Origin of the sequence: Flavobacterium zubiriense (assembly GCF_041729725.1) — a bacterium.
In the GTDB taxonomy this organism is placed as follows: Bacteria; Bacteroidota; Bacteroidia; order Flavobacteriales; family Flavobacteriaceae; genus Flavobacterium; species Flavobacterium zubiriense.
Genome location: NZ_JBCFQL010000010.1, coordinates 171,563 through 186,831 on the forward strand (window position 1 = coordinate 171,563; position 15,269 = coordinate 186,831).

The 15,269-nt window shown below is 34.2% G+C and carries 17 protein-coding genes; 8 read left to right on the forward strand and 9 right to left on the reverse strand.

The annotated features are described in order from the left end of the window. The first annotated feature begins 837 nt into the window (after window positions 1-837). The 3 genes from AAGV28_RS10805 to gap all read left to right on the forward strand — a co-directional run bounded on the left by AAGV28_RS10805 (window position 838) and on the right by gap (window position 3,754). A complete protein-coding gene (locus tag AAGV28_RS10805) occupies window positions 838-1,683 on the forward strand; it encodes an energy transducer TonB (RefSeq protein ID WP_373406820.1) in 846 nt (281 codons plus the stop codon). A 134-nt stretch (window positions 1,684-1,817) separates the two neighbouring features. Further along, window positions 1,818-2,687 carry a lipoyl synthase gene (gene lipA, locus AAGV28_RS10810; protein WP_373406821.1) on the forward strand — a complete coding sequence of 290 codons (870 nt, stop codon included), beginning with the start codon at window positions 1,818-1,820 and terminating at the stop codon, window positions 2,685-2,687. A 65-nt stretch (window positions 2,688-2,752) separates the two neighbouring features. Continuing rightward, a complete protein-coding gene (gap, locus tag AAGV28_RS10815) occupies window positions 2,753-3,754 on the forward strand; it encodes a type I glyceraldehyde-3-phosphate dehydrogenase (RefSeq protein ID WP_373406822.1) in 1,002 nt (333 codons plus the stop codon). Between the two features lie 21 nt (window positions 3,755-3,775). Here gap and AAGV28_RS10820 read toward each other — a convergent pair whose 3' ends face one another. The 4 genes from AAGV28_RS10820 to AAGV28_RS10835 are packed head-to-tail and all read right to left on the reverse strand — an operon-like array spanning window position 3,776 to window position 6,105. Continuing rightward, on the reverse strand, window positions 3,776-4,588 hold the full coding sequence (locus AAGV28_RS10820) for a purine-nucleoside phosphorylase (protein WP_373406823.1): 813 nt from the start codon (window positions 4,586-4,588) through the stop codon (window positions 3,776-3,778). After that, the gene (gene lpxK, locus AAGV28_RS10825) at window positions 4,560-5,597 is read right to left on the reverse strand and encodes a tetraacyldisaccharide 4'-kinase (RefSeq protein ID WP_373406824.1); all 1,038 of its coding nucleotides are present in this window, start codon (window positions 5,595-5,597) and stop codon (window positions 4,560-4,562) included. The genes AAGV28_RS10820 and lpxK overlap by 29 nt, the downstream gene beginning before the upstream one ends. A 2-nt stretch (window positions 5,598-5,599) precedes the next feature. Further along, a complete protein-coding gene (locus AAGV28_RS10830; protein WP_373406825.1) occupies window positions 5,600-5,881 on the reverse strand; it encodes a Txe/YoeB family addiction module toxin in 282 nt (93 codons plus the stop codon). Then, on the reverse strand, window positions 5,863-6,105 hold the full coding sequence (locus AAGV28_RS10835; RefSeq protein ID WP_373406826.1) for a DUF2683 family protein: 243 nt from the start codon (window positions 6,103-6,105) through the stop codon (window positions 5,863-5,865). The genes AAGV28_RS10830 and AAGV28_RS10835 overlap by 19 nt, the downstream gene beginning before the upstream one ends. 178 nt (window positions 6,106-6,283) lie before the next feature. On the opposite strand from AAGV28_RS10835, the gene AAGV28_RS10840 reads away from it, so the two are divergent. From AAGV28_RS10840 to rluF, 4 genes are all read left to right on the forward strand, one after another. After that, a complete protein-coding gene (locus AAGV28_RS10840; RefSeq protein ID WP_373406836.1) occupies window positions 6,284-7,342 on the forward strand; it encodes a Nif3-like dinuclear metal center hexameric protein in 1,059 nt (352 codons plus the stop codon). Between the two features lie 9 nt (window positions 7,343-7,351). Then, window positions 7,352-8,131 carry a zinc ribbon domain-containing protein gene (locus AAGV28_RS10845; RefSeq protein WP_373393344.1) on the forward strand — a complete coding sequence of 260 codons (780 nt, stop codon included), beginning with the start codon at window positions 7,352-7,354 and terminating at the stop codon, window positions 8,129-8,131. 40 nt (window positions 8,132-8,171) lie between these two features. Continuing rightward, window positions 8,172-9,023: an alpha/beta fold hydrolase gene (locus AAGV28_RS10850; RefSeq protein WP_373406827.1), complete on the forward strand. Its 852-nt coding sequence runs from the start codon at window positions 8,172-8,174 to the stop codon at window positions 9,021-9,023. 77 nt (window positions 9,024-9,100) lie between these two features. Continuing rightward, window positions 9,101-9,913, forward strand: coding sequence for a 23S rRNA pseudouridine(2604) synthase RluF (rluF, locus tag AAGV28_RS10855; RefSeq protein ID WP_373406828.1), 813 nt, complete (start codon window positions 9,101-9,103; stop codon window positions 9,911-9,913). Between the two features lie 79 nt (window positions 9,914-9,992). Here the strand turns inward: rluF and AAGV28_RS10860 are convergent, their stop codons facing one another. The 5 genes from AAGV28_RS10860 to AAGV28_RS10880 form a co-directional block, all read right to left on the reverse strand. Continuing rightward, window positions 9,993-12,062, reverse strand: a complete 2,070-nt coding sequence (locus tag AAGV28_RS10860; RefSeq protein ID WP_373406829.1) for a DUF5723 family protein — start codon at window positions 12,060-12,062, stop codon at window positions 9,993-9,995. 132 nt (window positions 12,063-12,194) lie between these two features. After that, the gene (prfA, locus tag AAGV28_RS10865; protein WP_373406830.1) at window positions 12,195-13,271 is read right to left on the reverse strand and encodes a peptide chain release factor 1; all 1,077 of its coding nucleotides are present in this window, start codon (window positions 13,269-13,271) and stop codon (window positions 12,195-12,197) included. A gap of 185 nt (window positions 13,272-13,456) precedes the next feature. Beyond that, window positions 13,457-13,900 (reverse strand): MFS transporter, encoded by a 444-nt coding sequence (locus AAGV28_RS10870; RefSeq protein ID WP_373406831.1) that lies wholly within the window; start codon window positions 13,898-13,900, stop codon window positions 13,457-13,459. A gap of 150 nt (window positions 13,901-14,050) precedes the next feature. Beyond that, complete coding sequence (locus AAGV28_RS10875; protein WP_373406832.1) at window positions 14,051-14,350, reverse strand: MFS transporter; 300 nt, start codon at window positions 14,348-14,350, stop codon at window positions 14,051-14,053. A 48-nt stretch (window positions 14,351-14,398) separates the two neighbouring features. After that, window positions 14,399-14,614, reverse strand: a complete 216-nt coding sequence (locus tag AAGV28_RS10880; RefSeq protein WP_373406833.1) for a hypothetical protein — start codon at window positions 14,612-14,614, stop codon at window positions 14,399-14,401. A 134-nt stretch (window positions 14,615-14,748) separates the two neighbouring features. Here AAGV28_RS10880 and AAGV28_RS10885 point away from each other — a divergent pair, with 134 nt between their 5' ends. Next, the gene (locus tag AAGV28_RS10885; RefSeq protein ID WP_373406834.1) at window positions 14,749-15,228 is read left to right on the forward strand and encodes a DUF6265 family protein; all 480 of its coding nucleotides are present in this window, start codon (window positions 14,749-14,751) and stop codon (window positions 15,226-15,228) included. Window positions 15,229-15,269: the final 41 nt, after the last annotated feature.

The following is a 15,269-nucleotide window of genomic DNA, read 5'->3' on the forward strand; positions in this document are numbered from 1 at the left end:
CATCATCTGGCTAAAGCCAGACGCAATTGATAAACGAATCCTTAATCCCCTCTGGTTCTCGTTTGCAACGAGGACCTACTTCCTTTTTAATATAAAACAGAGCGTTTGCAACGCGGCTTATTAAAGAGAATCCCCGATAGCAAGAACATCTTTTCCATGCCCACAACGATGAGCAAATACTTAAACACTTTACGGAGTTACTGAATGAAATTGCTAGTTCCTCTGAATGACAAGATTATGAGTAAAACTCCTTAAAAACGTTCTTTCACACAAACCAAAACCTCCCAGTTTGTCTTTCCAACGAGGGAGGACACGAGCGATAGTGAACTGGCGAAGAAATCTCAACAATACTTTTCTATCCTGATAGTAAAGATTTGAAATGATTAGACAAACAAACAACTTATATACTTTGTGGAATTACTAGAGGAAATTGCGTAAAATCAATTGGAACGGGCTTTAGCCCGTTTTAAAATAAGAATCTAAATTGGCTTTAGCCTAATTCGTTCTGTTTTTTGGCTAAAGCCTTATCCTTATATCAATTCCATCATCTGGCTAAAGCCAGACGCAATTGATAAACGAATCCTTAATCCCCTCTGGTTCTCGTTTGCAACGAGGAGCTACTTCCTTTTTAATATAAAACAGAGCGTTTGCTACGCGGCATATTAAAGAGAATTCATAATTTAAAGACCCTAACAACCCACTTTAAAATTATTCTAAATTATTTTCGAAAACACTACGGAAATTACACACTAAATTCGTACCTTAATCGTTCTAAATAAAAATACCACATACGCATACCGATTTAACTGAAAACTTTAACCATTAAATCTATATCTTATGTCACAACACAGTCTTTATGAAAGCAACTGGATCAATCTAGTTTTCGAAAACAGAAACAAAGAGTACGGCGCCTTCCAACTGCGTCAGGAAACTACAAAAACCTCTTTTAACGCCCTTTTTATTGGTATTTTAGTGTGCACCGCACTAGTGATTTTGCCCAATTTACTACTTCATCCAAAAGAAATCACTGTTCCCACAGTTCCTGAAATGCAAGATAGAATAATTGAATTAACCGATATTTATCAGGCAGAAATACAAGAGGCAGCTGCAGCAGCACTTCCAGCACAACAGCAAACAGCTACCGAAGAAATAGATAACAAACAACTTATTAATCCAACGGTAGTAAGCACAATACAAGCAACCCCAGTTGTAGAATTCACCTTAGAAAGAACCAATCCAGTAGAAAGCACAACCGATGGACTGGTTATTGCTGGCTCCGGAAATGGAACAGGAGAAGGAGTTGCAAACGGAACGGGTTCAGGAATCGGAACAGGCACTGCAACTGACGGCACTGGTTCTGGTACAGAAACTCATATTGCTGCAATGTTAGATAAAAAACCGCAATTTCCAGGAGGAATAGAAAAATTCTACCGTTATGTTGGAAATAATTTCAGAAGCCCAATAATGGACGAAACTAAAAGCATTCGCATCTTTGTTTCTTTTGTAGTCGAAAGAGACGGTAGCATGAGCAACATAAAAGTACTTAACAAACCTGGACAAGCTCTAGAAAAAGAAGCCATTCGTGTATTGCAATCCATAAAAACCAAATGGACTCCTGGAATGTTGAATTCAAAACCAGTGAGAACGGCTTACAATTTACCCATTACAGTACTAATAGATTAATCTTTTTTTTCAAATAAAAACTCAAAGCAGCCCTAGTGCTGCTTTTTTTTATAACAAATCTAACTAAAGCTTGGCTAGTTAAAACATCACATTTAAATCAACATTGTGTATCTTTGTAGCCTTAAAATTGATCTATGGAAACTGTTTTAGATACTACTACTCCGATTGCAAAACCAAAATGGCTAAAAGTAAAATTACCTATTGGGAAAAAATACACAGAGCTTCGTGGCTTAGTTGATAAATATAGCTTAAATACCATTTGTACTTCGGGAAGTTGTCCTAATATGGGCGAGTGCTGGGGCGAAGGAACAGCTACTTTTATGATATTAGGAAATACATGTACCCGTTCTTGTGGATTTTGTGGGGTAAAAACAGGTCGTCCAGAAACGGTAGACTGGGACGAACCTGAAAAAGTAGCCCGTTCTATTAAAATTATGAACATTAAACATGCCGTGATTACGAGTGTAGACAGAGACGATTTGAAAGACGGTGGTTCTATTATTTGGATAGAAACCGTAAAAGCAATTCGTAGAATGAACCCAAATACTACACTTGAAACTTTAATTCCTGATTTTCAAGGCATCGAAAGAAACCTGGATCGCATTGTAGAAGCAAATCCAGAAGTAGTATCACACAATATGGAAACCGTTCGCCGATTGACTCGTGAAGTACGTATCCAAGCCAAATACGACAGAAGCTTAGAAGTATTGCGTTACCTAAAAGAAAAAGGAATCAACAGAACCAAATCAGGAATTATGTTAGGTCTTGGTGAAGAAGAAGAAGAAGTTTACCAAACCATGAGAGACCTTCGTGCTGCTAATGTAGATGTGGTAACTATTGGTCAATACTTACAGCCTAGTAAAAAACACTTGCCTGTTAAGGAATTCATCACGCCAGAACAATTTGCTAAATACGAGCAATATGGTTTGGAATTAGGTTTCCGTCATGTAGAAAGTGGACCATTAGTTCGTTCTTCATACAAAGCACAAAAACACATTTTATAAAAAGTTTATTTGGTTATTTGTGTAACGATTAACCAAATAACCGAATAAACAAATAAACAACATAATTGAAAACAAGAATTGCCATCAATGGTTTTGGTCGAATTGGCCGAAACCTTTTCCGTCTACTTTTAAATCATCCAGAAATAGAAGTTGTTGCTATCAATGATATAGCTGATACCAAGACTATGGCGCATTTAATAAAATACGATAGTATTCACGGTGTTTTACCCCAAGCAGTTATTGCCGATGAAAAAGGGTTTACCATAGATGGAAAGCATTTTTTATTTTTCCATGAAAAAAATATTACTAAGCTTAATTGGAGTCCTTTAAATATTGATTTTGTAATTGAATCCACAGGAAAATACAAAACCTACGAAGACTTAAACGAACATATTATTGCAGGAGCAAAAAAAGTAATTCTTTCAGCTCCATCAGAAGTTGATACGATTAAAACAGTAGTTTTAGGAGTAAACGAACACATTCTGGACGGAACCGAAAAAATTATATCTAATGCGAGTTGCACGACTAATAATGCTGCTCCAATGATTAAAATTATCGATGAACTTTGCGGAATCGAGCAAGCATACATTACTACAATTCACTCTTTTACCACAGACCAGAGCTTACACGACCAACCTCACAAGGATCTACGAAGAGCTAGAGGCGCCAGTCAGTCTATCGTTCCTACAACTACAGGTGCTGCTAAAGCATTAACAAAAATTTTTCCTATCTTAGAGGGCAAAATTGGTGGATGTGGTATTCGCGTACCTGTCCCAGACGGTTCTTTAACTGATATTACCGTCAATGTAAAAACGGCAGTATCAATAGAAGAAATAAACGAAGCTTTTAAACTGGCTTCGCAAAATGAACTAAAAGGAATTCTAGATTATACAGAAGATCCTATTGTATCAGTTGATGTTATAGGAAATAGAAATTCTTGCTTATTTGACGCCCAACTTACCTCTGTTATCGATAAAATGGTAAAAGTTGTTGGTTGGTATGATAATGAAATTGGCTATTCATCACGATTAATAGATTTGATACTTTTGACCAAAAAAGGATTTTAAGTTTAAAAGGTTCTTAACCAATTAAAAATTAATAATCAGTTCTTTAATTAACAATTTCACTTTAGGTTCTGCTTTTCTTGCTGCTGCTAAAACCTCTTCGTGAGAGATGGTTTTGATACTTTCTTCATTCCCCATATCAGTGATTACTGAAACTCCAAAAGTTTCTAAATCCATGTGGCGAGCTACAATAACCTCGGGAACAGTAGACATCCCCACACAATCAGCACCTAGAATTTTGACCATTTTGTATTCTGCCAAAGTTTCAAATGTAGGACCTTGTAAGCCCAAATAGATTCCGTCTTTTACTTCTATATCATTTTTTAGCGCCAATTGTTTTGCTACAGTAATCATTTTTTTCGAATAAGCCTCGCTCATGTTTACGAACCTTGGTCCAAAACGTTCATCATTTTTTCCACGTAAAGGATGTTCGGGAGTCATATTAATATGATCGTTGATAAGAACAATATCGCCTACTTTATAATTCGGATTCACACCACCCGACGCATTAGAAACAATCAATTTTTGGACACCTAAATATTTCATCACTCGCACAGGAAAAGTAACTTCTTGCATTGAATAGCCTTCATAATAATGAAAACGACCTTGCATAGCCACTACTTTTTTAGTTCCAATAGTTCCAAAAACCAAAGCGCCTTTGTGTCCTTCAACAGTAGAAACAGGGAAATTAGGGATTTCAGCATAAGGCAAAGTGAATTCTATTTGAATATCATCCGTAAAACTTCCTAATCCTGAACCTAGGATTACACCATATTCAGGAGTAAAATTGGTTTTTGCTTTTATGTAACTAACGGTTTCTTGTACTTGTTCCCACATAATTTAAAATGGTTTTATCAAAATTTTCGCTATCTGACAGAAATGAACTCTGTATTGGTAAGTAAAAAAGTTGTTCGTCTGGCAAACTTCCTTTCAATCTCACATAATCTTTTTCAGTAGTAATAATAATGGAATCCTGAGCTTTAATAATAATTTCTCGGATATCATTTTCAGAAAAATGATGATGGTCAGGAAAAGTCAAACATACATCATCTGGATTTTTCAAATAAGAAAAGAAAGGTTCTGGCTTTGCTATTCCAGCCAAAAGCAGTTTATTTTCATCCTGAATTTCAGTTATTTTTATTTTACTATTTTCTGAATAAATACTATCATCATAAGCAATACAGCTAAAATACAATTCTTGATTTATCCCCTTGTCATTCCGACAAAGGAGCAATCTCTTTATTCTATTTTGTTCCTCAATCGAAAGATCTACCGGACATTTTGTAACAATAATTAAATTGGCTCTTTTGGCTCCACTTCTACTCTCTCGCAAATTTCCCGTCGGTAACATAAAATCATCCGAATACAAATCGCCATAAGAAGTGAGTAAAATATAAAAACCTGCTTTCACTTTCCGATGTTGAAAAGCATCATCCAGCAAAACTACTTCAGGTTTTTGGGATTGCGAAAGCAATTGTTCAATACCATTTTTTCTATTGGCATCAACGGCAACTTGAATATTTGGAAATTTTTGATAAAACTGAAAAGGTTCATCTCCAAGAATTGCAGCATTGGAACTAGCATCAGCCAAGACAAAACCTTCCGACTGTCTTTTATAGCCACGACTTAAGGTCGCTACTTTATATTTTGGCGAAAGCAAACGAATCAAATATTCAATTTGAGGCGTTTTCCCTGTTCCGCCCACACTTAGGTTTCCAACAGCAATAACAGGAACATCAAATGAATACGATTTTAAAATGCCTTTATCAAATAAAAAATTTCTAATAGCAGTTATCAAACCATATAACATGGCAAAAGGAAAAAGTATTTTTCGAAGTAAATTCATAATTATTTATCAGAATAGTGTCCCATTGCAGCAATGATAAATACAGTTACTATTTCTTCTTCAACTTTATATATAAGTCTGTCTCTTTTGTTAATTTCTCTAGACCAAAATCCTGAAAGTTGATGCTTTAATGCTTCTGGATTTCCTTCTCCAGCAAAAGGGTTTTCAGTCAATTCTAAAAGTATTTTCTCAATCTTTTTAATGGTAGCCTTATTTCCCGATTTATAGTGTTTTTTTAAATCTTTACGAGCAATATCTTCGAAATCTACAAAATACTTCCCCATATATCTTCTGGATTTAATCTTGTAGTTTTTCCTTTTTTAATATTTTCTTCTGCTTTTTTAATCTTAGCTACAAATTCTGGACTATAAGGACTTTCTTCCTCATTAACTTTATTAGAATCAGTTTCAACAACTTCTATTCCATCAACTCCTTTAAAAAAAGCTTCAAACATAGCCATAAATGCTTTCCCTGTTTTGGTACGTTCGTTAATTTTTATTGTAGTCATAACTTTTAGGTTTAGATTTACAAAGATACAAAATTCGTATAGGATTCATTTTAAAGTTCATTGCTTTATTCGTTAATTTGTTTATTCGAAAAAATGAAAATGAAATCGAAGATTCACGAACACCATAAAAATAAAAACAGTGCGTAAAATAAAAGAAATTCTTTCCGTTCTTGAAGAAATGGCGCCATTAGCTTATGCCGAAGATTTTGACAACGTAGGTTTATTGGTTGGAGATCAAGAATCGGAAGCCACGGGAGTTTTAGTTTGTCACGATACTTTGGAAAGCGTCATTGATGAAGCAATTGCTAAAAAATGCAATTTGGTGGTTTGTTTTCATCCGATATTATTTTCTGGATTGAAAAAAATCACGGGCAAGAACTATGTGGAACGTTCGATAATCAAAGCCATAAAAAATGACATTGCAATTTATGCGGTTCACACTGCTTTAGACAATCATCAGGACGGTGTGAACAAAATTTTCTGTGACGCTTTAGGCTTAATCAACACCGAAATCCTGATTCCGAAGTCGAATTTTATTCGAAAATTAGTCACTTATACCGTTCCGGAAAATGCTGCGGAAGTTCGTCGGGCTCTTTTTGATGCTGGAGCGGGCACAATTGGAAATTATGAAAATTGTAGTTTTGTCTCTAACGGAACTGGAACCTACAAAGGAAATTCCGATAGCAATCCTGTTATTGGTGAACGAAATGAATTAACCGAAACTGCTGAAATCAAAATCGAAGTTACTTTCGAGAAACACTTGGAATCTAAAATTTTAAAAGCACTTTTTAAAAATCATATTTACGAAGAAGTGGCTTATGAAATTTATGATTTGCAAAACCAACATCAAAATATAGGATTAGGAATGATTGGTGAACTTCCTGCTGAAATGGATGAAGTAGCTTTTCTTACTTTGGTAAAAGAAAAAATGATTGCCGATGGAATTCGTCATTCTGCCTTTCGAGGAAAAAAAATAAAAAAAGTTGCCGTTCTTGGAGGTTCTGGAAGTTTTGCCATAAAAAACGCTATTCAGGCGGGAGCAGACGCTTTTTTAACTGCTGATTTGAAATACCATCAGTTTTATGAAGCCGAAAATCAGTTAATTTTAGCCGATATTGGACATTTTGAAAGCGAACGCTATACAAAAAATTATATTGTTGATTTTCTTAGGAAAAAAATCCTTAATTTTGCAATCATTTTATCTGAAGAAAATACAAATCCAGTTAAGTACTTATAGAAATAGAATATGACTAATACGAAAGAATTAAGTGTTGAGGACAAGTTAAGAGCCATCTACGATTTACAATTGATTGACTCAAGAATTGACGAAATTAGAAACGTGAGAGGTGAACTTCCTCTTGAAGTGGAAGATTTAGAAGATGAAGTTGCTGGTTTAAGCACACGTTCTGAAAAATTAAAAAGCGAGCTTGAATTAATAGAAGAGCAAATTAAAGCTAAAAAAAATAGTATCGATGAGCACAAAGAGGCCATCAAAAAATATACTAAACAACAAGAAAGTGTTCGTAACAACAGAGAATTCAACTCTTTAACTAAAGAAGTAGAATTTCAGGAGCTTGAAATTCAATTAGCTGAAAAGCAAATGAAAGAAATGAAAGCTTCTATCGAACACAAAAAAGAGATTATCGCTCAATCTAAAGAAAAATTAGAATTGAAATCGAATCACTTAAAGCATAAAAAATTAGAGTTAAACGATATCATGGCAGAAACTGCTAAGGAAGAAGAATTTTTAACTCAAAAATCGGCTGAATTCCAAGAATTAATCGAAGAAAGATTACTAGCAGCTTACACCAGAATCCGTTCAAGTGTACGCAACGGATTAGCAGTTGTTTCTATCGAAAGAGGTGCTTCAGCAGGTTCATTCTTTACTATTCCACCACAAACTCAGGTTGAAATTGCTTCAAGAAAGAAAATTATCATCGATGAGCATTCAGGAAGAATTTTAGTAGACAGTAGTTTAGCTGAGGAAGAAAAAGAAAAAATGGAAAACTTATTCGCAAGTATTTAATTATATTTAAGTCCCGATTAACCATCGGGACTTTTTTATTATGAAAAAAGCCTCTTATTTTTTATTTACTAAATTGGTTGGTTTATACATAAACCTCTTAAGTTTTATTTTTCCTAAAAAAGCAAACCAACTTGCTTATGCTCTTTTTAGTGAACCTCGAGATGGAAAATTACTAAAAGACAAACTTCCTGAGATATTAAACGAAACCGAAAAAACAATTCATCAACACCAAGGCGGTTTTTTTCAAAGCTATACTTGGAAAGGTAATGAAAATGTAATTTTACTAGTTCACGGCTGGGAAAGCAACGCCTCCCGATGGGAAAAATCACTAACTTACCTAAAAAAATCAGGCAGTACCATTATTGCTCTCGATGCTCCAGGACACGGATTATCTGGCGGAAAAGAATTCAACATTCCTCAATATGCTGCTTTTATTGATATTTTAGTTCAAGAATTCAAACCTAAACATCTTATTGGACATTCTTTAGGTGGAAAAACTTGTCTTTACTACCAATCCACCTATCAAAATGACAGTATCGAAAAAATGGTTATTTTAGGCTCACCAAGTGATTTTAAAATTATTTTGAACAATTATATTACTTTATTGAGTTTGAATTCTAAAATTTCAAAAGGACTAGAAAATCATTATCTCAACCATTTCAACCTTACAATGGATCAGTTTTCTGGAAAACATTTTGCTTCTAAAATAAAGACTAAAGGTTTTATTGCACATGATACTGAAGACAGCATTGTTTTATTCGAAGAAGGAAAAAAAATAGCCAGCTCGTGGCAAGATGCCGTTTTTATAGAAACCAAAGGATTGGGACATAGTCTTCACGGAGAAGAATTGTATGAGAAAATCTCATCTTTTTTATTTGAAAGAGAAGAATAGTTGCTTCTAACCTCATTCGTTATAAAGATTTTCAAATTTCCAAATCATAGCATTTTCAAATTACTTACTTTTGCACTATGGAAGAAAATCTAAAACGTCTCAATAAATTCATAGGAGAATCTGGTTATTGCTCGCGACGTGAAGCCGACAAATACATAGAAGAAGGTCGTGTAACCATCAATGGAATTGTACCAGAATTAGGTACAAAAGTTTCTCCAACTGATGAAGTCCGTATTGATGGCAAATTGATTCATGAAAAAAATGAGAAACCAGTTTATCTTGCCTTTAATAAACCTGTTGGAATTGAATGTACTACCAACTTAGAAGTACGCAATAATATTGTTGACTATATTAATTATCCCAAACGTATTTTCCCTATTGGCCGATTAGACAAAGCTTCGGAAGGATTGATTTTCATGACTAATGACGGTGATATTGTCAACAAAATTTTGCGTGCCAGAAACAACCACGAAAAAGAATATACCGTAACGGTTAACAAACCAATTACCGATAGATTTATACAAAGAATGGGAAATGGCGTGCCTATTTTAGACACTGTAACCCGAAAATGTAAAGTAGAGCAAATCAGCAAAAACATTTTCAAAATCATTCTGACTCAAGGTCTAAATCGCCAAATTCGTAGAATGTGTGAATATTTAGGTTATGAAGTTATTGCTTTGAAACGCATTCGAATTATCAACATCTCGCTTGACATTCCTGTGGGACGTTACCGCGATTTAACAGATGCTGAAATTAAAGAATTAAACGAATTGATTGAACCTTCGAGCAAAACGGAAGAGGCAAGTTTACCAAAAGCCGAAATTCCAAAACACAGAACCGAATTCATCAAGAAAGACGATCCAAGATTTAAAAAAAGAGGAGATTATTAGTCCCCCAATTTCTTTTCAAAAATACAAACAAAAAAAATGAGGCTCGAAAGCCTCATTTTTTGTTTATCAATAACTAAAATTATTTTACAAGGATAATTTCAACTCTTCGGTTTTGAGCTCTTCCTTCAACTGTTTTGTTAGAAGCAATTGGCTTAGTAATTCCATAACCTTCTGACGAAAGTCTGTCAGCACTAATCCCTTTAGAAATCAAATAATCCTTAACTGCAGCAGCTCTATCTTTAGATAATTGAAGATTTTTAGCTACATTACCTGTGCTATCAGTATGTCCTTCTAATTTAAATTTAGCATTATTGTATTCGTCCATTACTTTTACAATTCCTTCTAATTTATCGTTAGATTCTGGTCTAATTGTAGCTTTAGAGGAATCAAATAAAATAGATTTAGAGAAATCATTCAATCTTTTAATTACCTCTGTGGTTACTTCAGGACAACCATTATTAGCAAGAGTTCCTTTTACTTTAGGACATTTGTCGTCTTTATCTAAAACACCATCACCGTCAGTATCTGGCCAAGGACAACCTGCATTTTCTTTTGGACCAGCAACAGTTGGACATTTATCATCTTTATCTAAAACACCATCATTGTCTTTGTCTTCCCATGGACAACCATTATTTGCAGCAGGGCCGGCAACATCTGGACATTTATCGTCTTTGTCTAATATTCCATCGTTATCTCTATCTCCCCATGGACAACCTCTATTTTCAAGGGGACCAGCTACAGTAGGACAATCATCATCTTTATCTAAGATACCATCTCCATCTTGATCTTTATCTTCAGCCTTTTTTTGATAAATTGGGATTTTCATTCCTAAATGAATATCCGCAGCTCTTGAGCTTTTTGAAATGGCATTAGAGACAATTGAGCTAGACCCAATAAAGAAAACTCCAGTTCTTAAACCAACACCCACTTGAGTTTGTTCGCTATAATCCATATAAGATATTGGAACATAAAAACTAAACCATTTTGATTCAAAACGAGGAGTCAAACTTACACGATTAGCAATTGTGTTTTGATTTAATTTAGTCTTACTTACCAAGCCAAAATCAGCATTAGCATTCAAATAGAATTTTCTATGAATATTCCAATCTACATCAGCATGAATAGCCGTTGGTAAATTAGATCTTACCGCTCCATTAATAGGTATTGGAGTGAACTCATTTTTCATGAAATCATCAAAGTTATCATAACCTTCAAAATCATCATGAGTGAAAGATCCTGCCAAATTATAACTATTACGTACCCCTTTGTCATATTTCATGTGACCTAAATCGGTAACAGAAACTCCAAAACGCAATTTATATTTATTCACTTCTTTTAAATCATTGATATCCGCTCTATCAGCTGTATATTCTGGTCTCCATTCGTAAACCAATCCTAAATCAACTCCAAAACCTCTTGATTTTGAATCGATTTCAATATCTGAATTAGTTGCAAAATCCTGGCTTGATCCATAAATTGCACTTCCTGTAGTTGTATAAGTATCTAAAAGTGGGTTACCAAAATCATCATATTTTACCGAAACATTATTTCCTTGAAAATGGTAGTTAGCAACTCCTTGCAAATATTTAGCAGTAATACCTCCTTTTAAGAAATGTTCACCTCTTTGGAACAAAACTGCAGCATAAGATAGACCTAACTCACCCCATGAATTCCCCACAGCGTTTGGACTTCCTAAAGTAGCCGTAGGAAAAGTAGAAGAGTTTTCTTTTGTGATGTCATTAATAACTTGACCATTAATATCAACAACATTAACAAAAGCTCTTGCTCTAGTATAAATAGCTAATGTGTGCTTAGGTGCTATGTTAAACATAAAAGATGGCCCCATAATATCTGAGTTAAACACAGCATTATTAGCATTACTAAAATTCTTTTTAGCCTCTAAATCAAAATCATAACCGCTTTTAAAAGCATCAAAAAAATTCACACCATACATATCATTCCCTACAGACGAACTCATTGAAAACAAATTGATATCCGCTTTAAAACGAGAATCAGCTATAGATGCAGGATTATACAATACACTTTGAACACCAGCATAATTATCAGGAGTATATCCTAAATAAGACTGAGCATTTGCAGTGCAAAAACTTGCAAAAGCAAACAACGAAAGAAAAATTCTCTTTTTCATAATATTAGTATTTAATTAAAGAATTTGGAGCAAAAAAAAGCACCCAATTTAACAATGCAAATTAAGTGCTTTTTCTTATTAATACCAATAAAAAAATTATGTTTATTTTAACAAAAAACTGTTATTTAACCTTTAGAAAACCTCACTAGCTTCTTTTAGTTTTTCAGTGTTGTTAACCAATTGTAACTCATCCACAATTTTTTGAATATCACCATTCATTATATTCCCTAAGTCGTATAAAGTTAACCCAATTCTATGATCTGTAACACGACCTTGAGCATAATTATATGTTCTAATTTTTGCCGAACGGTCACCTGAACTTACTTGAGAAGTACGTTTTGACGCATCTTCTGCTTCTTTTTTAGCCAATTCTTGTTCGTATAAACGAGAACGCAGTACACCTAAAGCCTTATCTTTATTCTTATGTTGTGATTTTTGATCTTGACATTGCGCTACTAATCCAGTAGGAATGTGTGTTAAACGAACCGCCGATTTAGTCGTATTTACCGATTGTCCACCAGGTCCTGACGAACAAAAGAAATCCACACGAACATCATTCATATCGATCTGAACATCAAATTCCTCAGCTTCTGGCAAAACCATAACTGTCGCTGCCGATGTATGTACACGTCCTTGGGTTTCTGTTTGCGGTACACGTTGTACACGGTGAACACCTGCTTCAAACTTCAAAGTACCATAAACATCTTCTCCAGTAACTTCAAAAATTACCTCTTTAAACCCTCCTGAAGTTCCCTCATTCATATCCACAACCGATGTTCTCCAACCACGACTTTCACAATACTTGGTATACATTCTAAACAAATCACCTGCAAAAATACTCGCTTCATCTCCACCAGTTCCAGCACGAACCTCCACCATGACATTCTTAGCATCTTCAGGGTCTTTAGGAATTAACATAAATTTAATTTCTTCCTCAAGTTCTGGCAATCTTTGCTTGGCTTCATCTAGTTGCATCTTAGCCATTTCGGTCATGTCTGCATCACTTCCATCTGAAATAATTTCGTTTGCTTCTTCAATATTAGCCATCAAAAGAACATATTCATCTCTTTTTCCAGCCAAAGCCTTTAGATCTTTATACTCTTTATTCAACTGTACATAACGCTTCTGATCCAAAATCACATCCGGCTGGATGATTAAATCGGAAATCTCGTCAAAACGTTGTTTTACTATTTGAAGTCTGTCTAACATAGTTGTTGTCCTTATAATTGGAGTGCAAAAATACAAAAAAGATTGCACATTTAAGAATCCATATTTCAGATTTTTTCAGGAGCTATTTCCTGCTGTCCGCTCTATCTTTTTCTAGTCTCGTTTTAAGAACGAGACTAGAAAAAGGATGCCACTTCCATCAGGGCTAGGAATCTGTTTTAGCTACATCAATTCTCTTCCGAAATTTGATTTACCATAAAAATCATAATCCCACCTAAAAGTGCCATAATTAAAAAAGCCCATTTCATACTTAAGGCTTCCGATATAAAACCAACCATTGGCGGAACAATTAAAAAACCAAGATAACCAATAGTAGATATAGAGGTCAATGCCGAACCACTACTTAGATTGTTAGATTTTCCTGCAATACTAAACACCAATGGAACTGTACAAGAAACACCAAAACCTATCAAAACAAAAGCTACAATTGTAGGTATAACGTATGGCAACACAAAGCAGATTAAAAAACCAGTACTAATCATTATGGCGCTGTAAAATAATATGTTTTTAATTCCAAATCGCATTACACCATAATCTCCACAAAAACGCCCTAAGGTAACCGCCGTCATAAAGAAAACAAAAGCAGCAGTTGTTGTTTTTTTGCGAAGCATGCAACACATTTTGAAAATATATTCCACTCCAATCGTACATCGTATTCTCACAAGCCATCGACACAAAACAAATAATAGCAAATTTCAACAAGGTTTTATCTGGCATCGAAAAAAACTTTTTTTGTTCCTTTATAGGCTCCGTTTCTATCGTTAACAAAAGCAAGCCGTTACAGCCAACATTGCTACACTTATTCCTAATAAATGATGTGAAGGATCTATATTTTGTGTCACCATAACATATCCTAAACCTGCTCCTGCAAATCCAGCAAGACTCCAAACAGCATGAAAAGTAGTCATAATCGATTTTGGATACAGCTTTTGTACTTCTAATGCTTGTGTATTCATCGATAAATTCAAAATATTTCTTGATCCACCAAAAATTAAAAGAATAAGAACCAGCTGCCATACAAAAGCAGCAAAACCAGGCAATGCCAAAACTATATTAAACAAAATAGCCCCCAACAACATACAATACCTACTGCTGAATAAATTTAGAATTCATCCTGTAAAAGGCATCGTCAGCATTAATCCAATTGGAAAAGCAAACAAAACTGCTCCAAATTCAGCCTCCGAAAGATTTAATTGTTCTTTTATAGCAGGTATACGTGATGCCCATGAAGAATATCCAAAACCAGATACGAAGAAAAATATAGTAGTAGCTAATCGATAACCTTTAGGAGATTCACATAAAGAATTAAAATAGTTTAAAATCATTAATTATATCCTTTCAATTAAAATGCAAAATTAAGCCTTTTAAATCGGCAAAGAATGTTAAAAATACCTAAAAATATATTGGTATTTTTACTAATTTTGCTCTGAATTGGAGACAAAACTAATTCAATTTGTTTATGAAAAAACTAGCTTCACTACTATCATTATTCTTGATTGCTTCGGCTTGTCAAAAAAATAATTCTACCGAAAAAGATTTAATTAAAAAAGCCAATTGGCTTATTGGAAACTGGGAAAACAAAACCAATCTTGGCACACTTTCTGAAAAATGGGAAAAAGTAAACGACAGTACCTTTAAAGGTCAATCTCTTTTTATAAAAGACAAAGACAGCATCCATAACGAAACTATTCTTCTACAACAAAAAGGTGATATTCTAAGTTATACCACTACAATTAAAGGGCAAAATAATGACAAACCTATCCGTTTTGAACTATTAACAGACAATGAAAACGAACTCGTTTTTAAAAACTTACTGAATGATTATCCCAAAAAAATTAGCTACAAAAAAGCGACAAACAATAGTTTAATTACCGAAATATCAGGAACACAATTTGGAAAACCCAGTATAGAAAAATACACATTGGTAAAAATCAAATAAAACTAAACAAGCTCATTTCTAAAACCTTGCTTACATAAAGC

Coding starts and splice junctions, on each gene's coding strand:
- AAGV28_RS10805 (WP_373406820.1), top strand. CDS start 838: ATGTCACAACACAGTCTTTATGAAAGCAACTGGATCAATCTAGTTTTC.
- lipA (WP_373406821.1), top strand. CDS start 1,818: ATGGAAACTGTTTTAGATACTACTACTCCGATTGCAAAACCAAAATGG.
- AAGV28_RS10820 (WP_373406823.1), bottom strand. CDS start 4,588: ATGTGGGAACAAGTACAAGAAACCGTTAGTTACATAAAAGCAAAAACC.
- lpxK (WP_373406824.1), bottom strand. CDS start 5,597: ATGAATTTACTTCGAAAAATACTTTTTCCTTTTGCCATGTTATATGGT.
- AAGV28_RS10830 (WP_373406825.1), bottom strand. CDS start 5,881: ATGGGGAAGTATTTTGTAGATTTCGAAGATATTGCTCGTAAAGATTTA.
- AAGV28_RS10835 (WP_373406826.1), bottom strand. CDS start 6,105: ATGACTACAATAAAAATTAACGAACGTACCAAAACAGGGAAAGCATTT.
- AAGV28_RS10840 (WP_373406836.1), top strand. CDS start 6,284: ATGGCGCCATTAGCTTATGCCGAAGATTTTGACAACGTAGGTTTATTG.
- AAGV28_RS10845 (WP_373393344.1), top strand. CDS start 7,352: ATGACTAATACGAAAGAATTAAGTGTTGAGGACAAGTTAAGAGCCATC.
- AAGV28_RS10850 (WP_373406827.1), top strand. CDS start 8,172: ATGAAAAAAGCCTCTTATTTTTTATTTACTAAATTGGTTGGTTTATAC.
- rluF (WP_373406828.1), top strand. CDS start 9,101: ATGGAAGAAAATCTAAAACGTCTCAATAAATTCATAGGAGAATCTGGT.
- AAGV28_RS10860 (WP_373406829.1), bottom strand. CDS start 12,062: ATGAAAAAGAGAATTTTTCTTTCGTTGTTTGCTTTTGCAAGTTTTTGC.
- prfA (WP_373406830.1), bottom strand. CDS start 13,271: ATGTTAGACAGACTTCAAATAGTAAAACAACGTTTTGACGAGATTTCC.
- AAGV28_RS10870 (WP_373406831.1), bottom strand. CDS start 13,900: ATGCTTCGCAAAAAAACAACAACTGCTGCTTTTGTTTTCTTTATGACG.
- AAGV28_RS10880 (WP_373406833.1), bottom strand. CDS start 14,614: ATGATTTTAAACTATTTTAATTCTTTATGTGAATCTCCTAAAGGTTAT.
- AAGV28_RS10885 (WP_373406834.1), top strand. CDS start 14,749: ATGAAAAAACTAGCTTCACTACTATCATTATTCTTGATTGCTTCGGCT.